At 59.7% G+C, this 12,236-nt stretch carries 10 protein-coding genes; all 10 read left to right on the forward strand.

Annotated elements, in window-relative coordinates; genetic code table 11:
• Positions 1–481: 481 nt before the first annotated feature.
• Positions 482–1,933, forward strand: coding sequence for an APC family permease (locus tag DXC99_RS06885; RefSeq protein WP_117629718.1), 1,452 nt, complete (start codon positions 482–484; stop codon positions 1,931–1,933).
• Between the two features lie 131 nt (positions 1,934–2,064).
• A complete protein-coding gene (locus DXC99_RS06890; RefSeq protein ID WP_117629719.1) occupies positions 2,065–3,342 on the forward strand; it encodes an amidohydrolase family protein in 1,278 nt (425 codons plus the stop codon).
• A gap of 112 nt (positions 3,343–3,454) precedes the next feature.
• Complete coding sequence (locus DXC99_RS06895) at positions 3,455–4,846, forward strand: sensor histidine kinase (protein WP_233505691.1); 1,392 nt, start codon at positions 3,455–3,457, stop codon at positions 4,844–4,846.
• A gap of 38 nt (positions 4,847–4,884) precedes the next feature.
• Positions 4,885–5,619 carry a LytTR family DNA-binding domain-containing protein gene (locus DXC99_RS06900; protein ID WP_117629721.1) on the forward strand — a complete coding sequence of 245 codons (735 nt, stop codon included), beginning with the start codon at positions 4,885–4,887 and terminating at the stop codon, positions 5,617–5,619.
• 91 nt (positions 5,620–5,710) lie between these two features.
• Positions 5,711–6,655, forward strand: coding sequence for a zinc dependent phospholipase C family protein (locus tag DXC99_RS06905; RefSeq protein ID WP_117629722.1), 945 nt, complete (start codon positions 5,711–5,713; stop codon positions 6,653–6,655).
• A gap of 101 nt (positions 6,656–6,756) precedes the next feature.
• Positions 6,757–8,007, forward strand: a complete 1,251-nt coding sequence (locus DXC99_RS06910) for an MFS transporter (protein WP_117629723.1) — start codon at positions 6,757–6,759, stop codon at positions 8,005–8,007.
• 182 nt (positions 8,008–8,189) lie between these two features.
• Entirely contained in the window at positions 8,190–9,377 is a 1,188-nt protein-coding gene (locus tag DXC99_RS06915) for a glycosyltransferase (RefSeq protein ID WP_117629724.1), read from the forward strand.
• Positions 9,374–10,717, forward strand: a complete 1,344-nt coding sequence (locus tag DXC99_RS06920) for a histidine kinase (RefSeq protein WP_006235157.1) — start codon at positions 9,374–9,376, stop codon at positions 10,715–10,717. The genes DXC99_RS06915 and DXC99_RS06920 overlap by 4 nt, the downstream gene beginning before the upstream one ends.
• Before the next feature lie 72 nt (positions 10,718–10,789).
• Entirely contained in the window at positions 10,790–11,506 is a 717-nt protein-coding gene (locus DXC99_RS06925; RefSeq protein WP_006235156.1) for a LytTR family DNA-binding domain-containing protein, read from the forward strand.
• A gap of 96 nt (positions 11,507–11,602) precedes the next feature.
• Positions 11,603–12,070, forward strand: coding sequence for a YfcE family phosphodiesterase (locus tag DXC99_RS06930; RefSeq protein ID WP_117629725.1), 468 nt, complete (start codon positions 11,603–11,605; stop codon positions 12,068–12,070).
• Positions 12,071–12,236 lie beyond the last annotated feature (166 nt).

Raw genomic sequence — 12,236 nt, forward strand, 5'->3', positions numbered from 1 at the left:
GGGTTGCTCTTGAGGGCGTTGCGGATTGCTGCTCGTGGCACTTCTGGGCGTCGGCGTGGTGCGGCCAGCAAGGCGAACGCTTTGTCGCCGTTGATCACCGTCGTTGTATCCGTATGCCATTCGTACCGCCTTGTCTCATGTATAACCTGTCTATCCTACAAAAAAGATGTGCAACAAATGGGTCCGCGCGTCAAAAGCTCGGTAAACGGTACGAAAGGCGCAAAACACACGGCCTCAAAAACATCTCTATATGCGTCCGATGAGCGTACGCCCGTCGGACGGGCGACAACAATGAGCGGCAAACCGTGCCGTTCGTCCCAAAAACGGCGCCGCTCGTTTTGCAGTTCTGCCTTCGGTCGAGCCACAAGCGGCGCTGCTGTGCCAAGGCCGTATTGTAAAGTCACGAAATAAAAGCGCGCGGCAAAACAGACCGCGCAAGGGGTGACGCCAAAGAGGCGTCAATAAGGAAAGGAGGGGAACAATGGCGGACAAGAACGCAGAAGTTGCAGTCGAAGGTAACGGCGGCATGAAGAAAACGCTTTCGCTCTGGAACTTCTTCACCATCGGTTTCGGTGCCATCATCGGAACTGGCTGGGTTCTGCAGGTCGGCGACTGGATGGTCGTGGGCGGCGGTCCCGTTCCCGCTATGATCGCATTCCTCTTGGGTGCAATCTTTCTCGTGCCCGTCGGAGCTGTTTTCGGTGAGCTCACGGCTGCTATCCCCATCTCGGGCGGCATCGTCGAGTATGTCGATCGTAGCTTTGGCCGTACGCTGAGCTATATCACCGGTTGGCTCCTGGCCCTGGGCAACGGCATCCTGTGCCCGTGGGAGGCAATCGCTATCTCGACCCTCGTGTCCGAGATGTTCGGCAGCCTGCCCGGTCTTGAGTGGCTGCGTGCCGTCAAGCTCTATACCATCCTGGGCGCCGACGTTTACCTGTTCCCGACGCTGATCGCGCTCGGCTTTGCAGTCTACGTCATCTTCCTCAACTTCCGCGGTGCCAGCTCGGCCGCCAAGCTCCAGGCCTTCCTGACCAAGGCCCTGCTCTGCGGCATGCTGCTCGCCATGGGCGTCTCGCTGTTCACCGGTTCGCCGGAACACGCCATGCCCGTGTTCTCCCAGGTCACCGGCGCTGGTGGCGGCAAGCCCGCTACCGAGGGCACCAGCCTGTTCGCCGGCATCGTGTCGGTCCTGGTTCTGACCCCGTTCTTCTACGCCGGTTTCGACACCATTCCTCAGCAGGCTGAGGAAGCAGCCGAGGGCCTCAACTGGAACAAGTTCGGCAAGATCATCTCCCTAGCCCTGCTGGCCGCAGGCGGCTTCTACATGGTCTGCATCTACTCGTTCGGCACCATCCTCGACTGGCATGAGTTTGTTAAGAGCCCGGTTCCCGCGCTTGCCTGCCTCAAGGGCATCAACATGCTCCTGTACCTGGCCATGCTCGTCATCGCCACGCTTGGACCCATGGGCCCGATGAACTCCTTCTACGGCGCCACGAGCCGCATCATGCTCGCCATGGGCCGCAAGGGCCAGCTGCCCGAGAAGTTCGCCGAGGTCGATCCCAAGTCCGGCGCTCCCAAGCTCGCCTGCGTCGTCCTGGGCGTCATCACCGTCATCGGTCCGTTCCTGGGCAAGAACATGCTCATTCCTCTGACCAACGTGTCGGCCCTCGCCTTCATCTTCTCCTGCGGCATGGTCGCCCTCGCCTGCCTGCGCATGCGCTTCACCGAGCCCGACCTGCCTCGTCCCTACGAGGTGCCCGGCGGCAAGTTTGGCATCTGCCTCGCTGTCGCTGCCTGCGCCGTCATCATCGGGCTGCTCGTGATTCCGTTCTCTCCCGCCTCCCTCAACATGGTGGAGTGGAGCATCGTGATCGGCTGGCTGGCCATTGGCCTGGCTCTTATGGCCTTTACCAATTCCCGCAAAAAGTAGCGCCTAGCCGGGGCGGATCGGGTGCGCGGGATCCTCTCTTCCGCGCACCGAACCCGGCACCACTTGGGTAGTTTTGTGAGGCCTTAACCCAACACGGCCTCGCCCACTATATGGATCCATAAGGAGGAACCATGTCCACTAAGTATGCAATCGTTGGCGGCAAGCTCATCGACGGTACCGGTGCCGAGCCGGTCGAGAACTCCCTCGTTCTCGTCGACGACAACGGCAAGATCGAGTACGCCGGCACTATGCAGGACCTTCCCGAGGGCGTTGAGGTTATCGACGCCGCCGGCAAGACCGTCCTTCCCGGCCTGATCGACACCCACCTGCACTTCTCGGGCAACCTGACCGACGATGACACCGATTGGGTCATGCAGCCGCTCCTCGAGAAGCAGGCCGTTGCCGTCAAGCAGGCCTACGACTGCCTCACCCACGGCCTCACCACCGTCTGCGAGATCGGCCGCTTTGGTATCCAGATCCGTGACTGCATCGACAAGGGCGTCTTTAAGGGGCCGCGCGTTCTGGCCACCGGCCTGGGCTTCTGCCGTGTTGCCGGTCACGGTGACTCCCACCACTGCAGCCAGGAGCTCAACAAGGAATCGCACCCCTGGGGCGATCAGGTCGACGGTCCTTGGGATCTGCGCAAGGCCGTCCGTCGTCGCCTGCGCGAGAACCCCGATGCCATCAAGATCTGGGCTACCGGTGGCGGCATCTGGCGCTGGGACTCCGGTCGCGACCAGCACTATTGCTCCGAGGAGATCCAGGCCGTGATCGAAGAGGCCAAGTTGGTCGGCATCCCCGTGTGGAGCCACTGCTACAACAACCACGCCGCTGCCTACGATTCCGTCCGCTTTGGCTGCGAGCAGCTGATTCACGGCTTCGATATCGATGAGCGCACCATGGACCTCATGGCCGAGCAGGGCACCTTCTTCACGCCGACGATCGCCTTCCTGCCCACCTGGTACGCCACCTATCCGCCCGTCTACGTCCCCGAGCTGCACGACAAGTACGAGGGCACCCTGGTCGAGAAGGAGCTGCAGCGCAACTACGACTGCCTGCGCGAGGCCAAGAAGCGCGGCGTCGTCATGACGATCGGCTCCGACTCCTTCTCCTTCGTCACCCCGTACGGCACCTGCTCCATCGAGGAGATGTACGAGTTCGTCGACAAGATCGGCTTCACCCCGGTCGAGACCATCACCTGCGCTACCCTCAACGGTGCCAAGATGTGCCACATCGAGGACGAGACCGGTTCTATCGAGGTCGGTAAGTGCGCCGACCTGCTGGTCGTCAACGGTGACGTCGCCGCCGACATCCACGTGCTCAACACCGACAACATGGACGTCATCATGAAGGACGGCTGGATCGTCGAGGCTGGCACCTTTGGCGAGGCCAACAAATACAGCGCCTAAGATACCGTTTGTCGATGGCTGGATGTAAAACACAGTTTTTGATTGCATAATGCAATGGAGAGGGTCGCTTGCGGCCCTCTCCATTGCTATGGGGTGCGTCAGTAAGAAGGGGATGACGGTGGATTTAAACAGGCTGATTCTGGGCAAGAGCTACAACTCTACCAAGGTCTTTCGTACGGCCCAGCATGTGGTCCAGGCCATCTTGCTCGGTTTTGTCGTACCGGCCCTTATCCTGCTGCTTATCTGGGATTTAACCGATAATCCCAACCCCGTTCCGGGCGTTGTCGTTATTGCCGGCCTGGTCATGCTGTGCTTCTTTTTCTCGTATGTCTTTGTGGTCCCCGACGACCTCACATCGAGCGCAACCGACCGTACGCTCGCCATCGCATCAAAAATATTCGCCTACACGTCGCGCGGCCTTACGCCCGAAGCGGCCTTGGGCGCCTCCAAGATCATCCTGTCCGAGACCATTGCCTCTGCCATCTGCTTTACCGACGGCAAGCAGGTGCTGGCAAGCTGGGGTGAGGACTCGGCAAAATGCCCTGCCGGCACCCCGGTCGTGCTCAAGACCACGCTCAACGTGATCGAGTCCGGCGAACAGAGTGTATTTTCGCGTGACGCCTCCTATGAGACGGGCGGCTATTTTCCCCGTTTGCGTGCCGGCATTGTTGCGCCGCTTACCGTACGCGGGCATTGCGTGGGTACGCTCGAGCTGTACTATCCCCGCCTGAGCAGCATCGATATGCGCCAGACGGCGTTGGCCTCGGGCTTTGCCGATCTCATTTCCACGCAGCTCGCCAGCTTTGAGCTCGAGCGCCAGGACGAGCTTACGGCCCGCGTTGAGCTTCGCGCCCTGCAGTCGCAGGTCGATCCGCATTTTTTATTCAATACCATTAGCACGATCGTGTCGCTCGTTCGAACCGAGCCCGACAAGGCGCGATCGTTGCTGATCGACTTTTCCAACTACTATCGTCAGACGCTTTCTGACTCCGATACCCTCACCACGCTCGAGCACGAGGTGGAACAGGGCACTCGTTATATCAATCTTATGCAGGCCCGGTATGGCGACGGCCGTCTGCGCGTTTCGGTCGACATCGACTTTGAGGTGCGCGACAGCCTGGTACCGCCGTTTATCTTGCAGCCGTTGCTCGAAAACTGTATCAAGCACGCACAGCGCGAGATCGAGCCGCTTTCTATTCGTGTTAGGGCTTTTGAGACCGATGACGGCTTGGAGATCATCGTCGAAGATGACGGCATCGGTATGAGCGAAGAAGTCTGCGCGCATCTGTTTGAGCAGCATCGCCGAGAGGAGCCCGAGAGCATTACCGCCGACGGCTCCGTCAAGCGAGGTTGCGGCCTGGCGCTCTTCAACGTGCTTCAGCGCATCCATTTCTTTTACGGAGAAGATTCTGGCATGCGCGTGAAGTCCCAGGAGGGCGTGGGAACGCAGGTCATCGTTGAGTTGAACGGCGATCCGCATGAGCCGGCGCCGCTAACGGTGTAGCATGCGGTTGGATTGAGAAAAAAAGAGGGGAAGCGCATATGTCCGAAGGCTGGAACATCCTGGTGGTTGATGACGAGCCTCCCATTAGGGCTGAGCTACGCTATCTGTTGGAACAGGATGCGCGTGTGGGTCAGATTGCCGAGGCGGGCAATGTCGCCGAAGCTGTGGAGTTGATTCTGTCGAACAAGCCCGACGTGCTGTTTTTAGACATTACCATGCCCGGTCGCTCGGGAATTGAGCTTGCCGAGACGCTGCAGAACCTAAAGACGCCGCCGGTCGTGGTGTTTGTGACGGCATTTGCCGAGTATGCGGCCGATGCCTATAACCTCGATGCGGTCGATTACGTCGTCAAACCGGTGGAGGATGCCCGCCTGTCAAAGGCACTCGACAAGATCGAGACTGCCCTGGGTGCTCGCCGTGTCGTCCATGCTCCGCGCCAGCCTTTGCGCCTGACGGTGGATCGCGGGGGCAAAAGGGTGTTCATTCCCGTGGCGGATGTCTGTTACTTTGAGGCGCGCGCCGATTTTTGCAACGCCGTCTGCGCCGAGGGGACATACCTGATCAATGAGTCGATTTCCTCGCTCGAGCGGCGCCTGGCCTCCGAGGGCTTTATCCGCGTCCATCGCAGCTATCTGGTTAATTTGGAAGACGTGCATAATGTCGAGATCGGCTCCACGGGCCTGATGGAGCTCAGGCTCGACCGTGTGAGCTCGACGGTGCCCGTTTCACGCCGTCGCGCTGCCGAGGTTAAAGCGCACCTGGGGCTAGCGTAAGGGTCGGTGCGCCATCGTTTGCCGTTGCAGGTTTGGCATGACTGTGCGGTGGGCATAATGGATTGCATCGAATGAAATCGAAAGGAACAATATGCCCGCGCTCATTACGCATCATCTGTTTGGCGAGGAAAGCATCGACCGTCTTCCGCAGGGCGTTATCACGTCCGACGAGGAGCGCATCGCCTTTATCCTGGGAAACCAAGGTCCCGACCCGTTTTTCTTCCACATACTCACGCCGCGCATTTCCGACTGTACGTCGCTTGCTCAGGTCATGCACCGCTCGCGCATGTCGCGCCAGTTCTCGTGCCTGCGCGACGGCGTGTCGCACCTGCAGCCGCGCGACGCCAATCTGGGTCGCGCCTTTGCGCTGGGCCTGCTGTCGCACTATGTGCTCGACCGCAATGCCCACCCCTTTGTCTACGAGCAGCAGTTTGGCATTGTGGATTCCGATCCCGAGCTCGAGGCTTCGGGCAGCCAAGTTCACGCCGTGCTCGAAAGCGACCTGGACGTGCTGATGCTGCAGCTCAAGCGCGATGGGGCCACGGTCGAGGATTATCCGCCGGCGGGCGAGATCGTTACCACCGACCGCATCAATCGCGTTGCCGGCGTGCTGATGAGCTACGTCGCCGGGCGCGTGTACGGTATCGACATCCCGGCGGGGGAGTACGCCGGCGCCGTTTCGGACATGCAGATGCTCTACCGCACTATCGAGCCGGCCGGTTCGGCCAAGACGCGCGCGATTGCCCTGCTCGAGGGCTTGGTGCACGATTATTCGCTGCTCGACGGCCTTGCGCACCGCGTGACGACCGAACTGCCCGAGCGTACCGGCAACCTGGGCCACTTGGCATGGAAGAACCCCTTTACCGATGAAGTCTCGACCGAGAGCTTCCCCGAGGTCTTTGACCGCGCGCTGCTCGATTACGAGTGCACGGTTGCCCGCTTTATCGAGACCGGCGATATGGAAGCCGTGACCAACCACGTCAATTACAGCGGTCGCGTGCTCGGTGCCGACGAAGAGTTCGACCGCGAGGAGTAGGGATCGTGCGTGCTCCTTTGCCGAATCCTTACCGGCGCCTCTGGACAATTGGGGTACGATGAACTAACTGCATATCGGGCGAATACGAAGGGGCCCTGTCCATGAAATACACCAAGCTCGAGCGTAACTGGGTTATGTACGATGTGGGCAACTCGGCCCTCGTACTGCTCAATACCTCGGTGGTGCCCATCTACTTCAATGCCATCAATACCGGCGCTTCTTCGGCCGACCTCGTGGTCGCCTGGGGCAACGCGCAGACGATCGCCTCGTTGGTCATTGCCATGCTCATGCCCGTTCTGGGTGCACTTGCCGACTACGCCGGCAACAAGATCAAGTTCTTCATGGGCTTTTTCCTTACGGGCCTCGTGCTTTGCTTTGCGCAGGCCATCCCCATGTCCGCGATGGCGTTTTTGACCGTCTACGTGCTGTGCACCATCGGCCTCAACTCGTCCATGACGTTCTACGACGCCATGCTGCCCGACATTACCACCGACGAGCGCATGGACGCCGTGTCCAGTTCGGGCTATGCCTGGGGCTACATCGGTTCCACCGTGCCGTTCATCATCTGCCTGGCGCTTATCATGGGTGGCCCCGCTCTCGGCGTCCCCACCATGCTGGCAACGCGTCTGTCGTTTATCATCATCGGTGCCTGGTGGCTCATCTTTACCCTGCCGCTCATTCGCACCTATAAGCAAAAGTACGGTCGCGAGCGCGGTCCCCAGGACACCATCGGCCACATCGTGGGCGGTGTGTTCTCCGAGGTCGGACACACCATGCGCGAGATCGCCCACAACAAGACCGTGCTGGTCTACATGATCGCGTTCTTCTTCTACATCGACGGTGTGCACACGGTCATTTCCATGGCAACCAGCTACGGCTCGGCTCTGGGTATCGATTCGACCCAGCTGGTGCTGGCGCTGCTCGTCACGCAGTTTGTGGCCTTTCCGTCCGCCATCATCTACGGCAAGCTCGCCGGACGCGTGGGCACGCTCAACATGATTCTGGTGGCGGTCGCCGCCTACATGGGCATTGTGCTGTTCGCCGCGTTCTTCCTAAAGACCGCCTTTGAGTTCTGGGTGCTTGCCATTATGGTCGGCCTGTTCCAGGGCGGCGTGCAAGCGCTCAGCCGTAGCTACTTTGGCCGCATTATCCCTAAAGAAAAATCCAACGAGTACTACGGCTTCTTTGACATCTTTGGTCGTTATGCAAGCGTCATGGGCACCTTTCTAGTGTCGGTCGTCACCTCGCTGACCGGCAACCCGTCGCTGGGCGTCCTTTCCATTGGCGTGCTGCTGGTTGTTGGCTTTATGCTGCTGGTCCGCCTGTCCCGCATGACTCAGGCGGCAGCGTAAGGCAACCGGGCTCAGTACAGCAATTGTGCCTATCTACAGTACTCTTTTGGAAGTAGCCGCATAAATCATTCTGACTTCCGAGCAATGTTTAGCCCAAGTGGGTATGATGGAATCAGCTAGGTCGCGGGGCGTCGCCTGTGTTTGGCGGCGCCCCGTTTTTGTGTTGCAAGGAGGGTAAAGGTATGAACGCCACGGTTGTGATCCCAACATATTGGGCGGGCGATGATACCCAAGCAAACGCTCCCGGCACCTACGATCACTCGACGTCGCTCAACGCCGCCAACCCGGAACTCGATCGCTGCCTGACTTCACTCGAACAGGTGCGCGACATTCCGCGCATCATTCTCTTGGTGGTCTGTCCGGTTTCTGTCACGCCCGACGTATCCCATCGCGTGCACGAAATCGTTAATGCGCATCCCACGCTCAAGGTCACCGTTGTCACCAACACCCAGGCCTCGCGCATCGCAGACCGGGTTGCTCAGATCGCGCCCAAGGGTTCGGGCGAGTGCGTGAGCCTGCGAGGCTACGGTGCCATCCGCAACATGGGGCTAGCCTGTGCCGCTGTGCTGGGGCATGACGCGGTTATCTTTTTGGATGACGATGAGACTGTCATCGACGCCGACTTTATGAAGCGCGCGACCTATGCGTTGGGGCAGCAGACGCGTCAGGGCTTGCCGATCTTGGTCAAGAGCGGCTATTTCTACGATCGCGACGGCTCGCCGCTGGCTCCCACGGACAAGGCGGGCATCTGCCATCGTTGGTGGACCAAGCGCATCGAGTTCAACCGTTGGATGAAAAAGGCGCTCTCGGGCACCCGCATCTCGCGCTCCAACTACGTGTGCGGCGGCCTGATGGCCCTGCACGCCCGCGCCTTTACGCGTGTGGCCTTTGACCCGTTTATCACCCGCGGCGAGGACTTGGATTACCTCTTTAACATGCGTATGTTTGGCTACGACGTGTGGTTTGATAACGAGTGGACCGTGCGCCATCTGCCTCCGGAGTCCGAAAAGCGCTCACCGCGCTTTATGCAGGATGTATACCGTTGGTACTACGAACGGGCCAAGTTGACGTTCGCCGCGCATCAAAAGGAGCTCATCCCCGTTACGGCGGCATCGCTCATGCCCTACCCGGGCCCGTGGATTTCGCGCGAGCTCGACGACCGCGTGCGCAAGACCGCTATGGTCCGCAGCGTGTTTACCCGCGAGCATGAGGGCTACCTGCGCATCTGGCGCCATGGTATCGACGAGGCAAAGGCCTATGCGCGCCAAAACGCTGCAAGCTATCTGCGTTTCCAGAGCTTTTGGCCCAAGATTATGGACGGGCTTTGGCGTGACGCACAACTGATCAGTATTCTGGAGGGGGCCGAATGATCGACCGCCGCGCCCAGCGCGATAGTTCAATATCAATCTTTCGCATCATTGCCGTCGCCTGCGCCATTTGCGTGCTGGTGTACTTTATTTTCGCCTTGGTGACCGGTATCGAGCCGATCGCCACGGTGATTGCCTGCGCGCTGCTGTGCATCTTTCTGTGCATCTTTATCTTTTTGACGCTCAATCCCGATTCGGTGCGCTCCCAGTACACCGAGGAGACGCTCTCGGTGGCCTCGGCCATGCTCGAGGACATTAAGGGCGGTCTGACGCAGGAGTCGGCGCGTTTGGTGTGCCGGCGCATTTTGCCCGAGACGCGCGCCATGACGGTGGCCATCACCGACGAGGACAACGTGCTTGCCTGCGCGGGCGAGTTTGAGGAAAAACTGCTGCCCGATACTCCCATCCACACGCTTGCCACACGCTACGTTATCGAACATGGCATCGTGCAGTCGTTCAACCGTATGGTGGATGTCGTGGGCTCGGACGGCTCGCACAACCAAGTCCCCGCCGGCATTATCGCCCCCATCAAGGTGGGCGATCGTACCGTCGGTACGCTCAAGTTCTACTACAAGACCCCGCGCGCCGTCGACCGTACCCAGTACGCGCTTGCCTCGGGCTTTGCCGAGATCTTGTCCACGCAGCTCGCCATCCACGAGCTCGAGGTGCAAAAGGAGCTCACGGCGCGCGCCGAGGTGCGTGCGCTGCAGGCGCAGATTAACCCGCACTTCCTGTTCAACACGCTGAACACCATTGCATCGTTTACGCGCACCGACCCGCTGCGGGCCCGCGAACTGCTTCGTGAGTTCTCATCGTTCTATCGTGCCACGCTCGACAACTCGGGATCGCTTATTCCGGTCTCGCGCGAGGTCGCACAGACCAAGCGCTACCTTACCTTTGAGAAGGCCCGCTTTGGCGAGGACCGCGTGCTTGCGACGTTCGATGTGTCCGAGGACGTGGAAGATACGCTGGTGCCGGCGTTCGTGATCCAGCCGATTGTCGAGAACGCCGTACGTCATGGTATGGGCGATGACGACGCCCTGAGGATCGACGTGACCGTTCACCAAGACGGCGAGGATGCAATCTTGATTGCCGTGGCCGATAATGGCGTGGGCATGGATGAGGGTACCGCCGCCAGACTGTTTGACGAGCGCTCTGCCCGTCCCGACGCCAGCTCTCCCCAGGGTGGCGGCGCCGGTGTGGCCATGCACAATATTTCGGAGCGCATTCATCGCTTTTATGGGCCGCACTCCTATACGCGTGTCGAATCGGCGCCGGGCAAGGGCACCAAAGTGCTCCTTCATCTTGATTTGTCAGAGAGCATCTTTGACATTCAAGAGTAAAATAAAAAGCTACGGGCTCAACGTCATGCGACGGATGCCCGGCGTAGTTAGTTGACGAAAGGTTTTATCCCTATGCTGCGTGCGATGATTGTGGATGATGAGGCGCCGGCTCGCTCGGAGCTTCGCTTCCTGCTCGAGCAAACGGGCAAGATCGGCACGATCACGGAGGCGTCGAGCGTCCGCTCCGCCATCGAGATGCTTATGGAAAGTCGCGTGGATGTCGTGTTTCTCGATATCTCGATGCCCGGTGCCTCGGGCCTGCAACTTGCCGAGGCGCTGCATAAGCTCAAAAATCCGCCGGCGATTGTGTTTGTGACCGCGTATAGCGATCATGCCGTCGAGGCGTTCGACGTAGATGCTGTCGATTACCTAATGAAACCGGTTGAGGAGGCACGCCTGGATCGCGCGATCGAGAAGGTCATGCAACGCGCCAAGCCGGTTACGGACAGCAAAGTGACCATCGAGCGTATCCCGGTGGAAAAGGGCGGCCGCAAGGTGCTCATTCCCGTGGATGACATCCGCTTTATCATGGCAAAGGACGATTACTCCTGCATCTATACCGTCGATGATCGCTTTTTGTCGACGACCTCGCTGGCGCAGTTTGAGGCCAAGCTCTGCGACTTTGGCTTCTTCCGTGTTCACCGCCGCTATATCGTCAACCTAGCGTGCGTCACGGACGTTGAGACGGTGCCCTCGGGCGCCATCCAGCTGGGCATTACGGGCGTCGACGAACGCGTGCCGGTTTCTCGCCGCCGCGTCGTGCCGCTCAAGAAGGCTCTGAGTCTCTAGCACACTGGCCCCGCAGCCCTGTAGACCCATCGTCTGCGGGGCCGTGGGGCCTTTTTTGTATGTATCTGCCGAATCGTTTTTTGCGGAAGGGATCCCATGAACAGCGCAAGCGCCAAGCGCATCGACATCATCTCGGACACCCACGGCTATTTATCGCCTGCGCTCTTGGATGAGCTTGAGGGCGCAGACCTGATCATCCACGCCGGCGACCTTACGTCAGAGATGGACTACGAGCACCTATGCACCATCGCCCCCGTGCGGGCCGTATTGGGCAACAACGATTACTACCGCGACTACGGCCCCGATGTAGACCGTCTTGCGCTCTTTACCTACGAAGGCCTCAAATTCGCCGTAGCCCACTACCGCGAAGACCTTCCGGTGGGATCCGTAGACGTAGCCATCAACGGCCACACCCACGTAACCAAAGAAGCCCAAGTAGGCCGCTGCTTGGTTCTCAACCCGGGCAGCGCCAGCTACCCAAGGGGCAGCCGAGGCCCCACCATGGCCAGAATGCTCGTCAAAGACGGCCATGTCATAAGTACCAAGTTTATTGACCTAGACTAACCGCAACAAAAACGGGGGATGCACAAGGCATCTCCCGTTTTTCTTTGAGCCAAAGTAAGAAGTCCAACCAGAACAATCAGACCAACCCCGCCGAGGAACACGCGGGCTAGCCGCGCAGCGGCGCACGCCCGCAAAACTGGTTGAATAATGTGACGGCAGGGAGGGT

This window comes from Collinsella sp. TF10-11AT (assembly GCF_003437565.1).
Lineage (GTDB): Bacteria > Actinomycetota > Coriobacteriia > Coriobacteriales > Coriobacteriaceae > Collinsella.

Excerpts from the sequence above, each read along its gene's own strand:
- DXC99_RS06885 (WP_117629718.1), top strand. The coding sequence starts at position 482 with ATGGCGGACAAGAACGCAGAAGTTGCAGTCGAAGGTAACGGCGGCATG.
- DXC99_RS06900 (WP_117629721.1), top strand. The coding sequence starts at position 4,885 with ATGTCCGAAGGCTGGAACATCCTGGTGGTTGATGACGAGCCTCCCATT.
- DXC99_RS06920 (WP_006235157.1), top strand. The coding sequence starts at position 9,374 with ATGATCGACCGCCGCGCCCAGCGCGATAGTTCAATATCAATCTTTCGC.
- DXC99_RS06910 (WP_117629723.1), top strand. The coding sequence starts at position 6,757 with ATGAAATACACCAAGCTCGAGCGTAACTGGGTTATGTACGATGTGGGC.
- DXC99_RS06895 (WP_233505691.1), top strand. The coding sequence starts at position 3,455 with ATGACGGTGGATTTAAACAGGCTGATTCTGGGCAAGAGCTACAACTCT.
- DXC99_RS06890 (WP_117629719.1), top strand. The coding sequence starts at position 2,065 with ATGTCCACTAAGTATGCAATCGTTGGCGGCAAGCTCATCGACGGTACC.
- DXC99_RS06915 (WP_117629724.1), top strand. The coding sequence starts at position 8,190 with ATGAACGCCACGGTTGTGATCCCAACATATTGGGCGGGCGATGATACC.
- DXC99_RS06905 (WP_117629722.1), top strand. The coding sequence starts at position 5,711 with ATGCCCGCGCTCATTACGCATCATCTGTTTGGCGAGGAAAGCATCGAC.
- DXC99_RS06930 (WP_117629725.1), top strand. The coding sequence starts at position 11,603 with ATGAACAGCGCAAGCGCCAAGCGCATCGACATCATCTCGGACACCCAC.
- DXC99_RS06925 (WP_006235156.1), top strand. The coding sequence starts at position 10,790 with ATGCTGCGTGCGATGATTGTGGATGATGAGGCGCCGGCTCGCTCGGAG.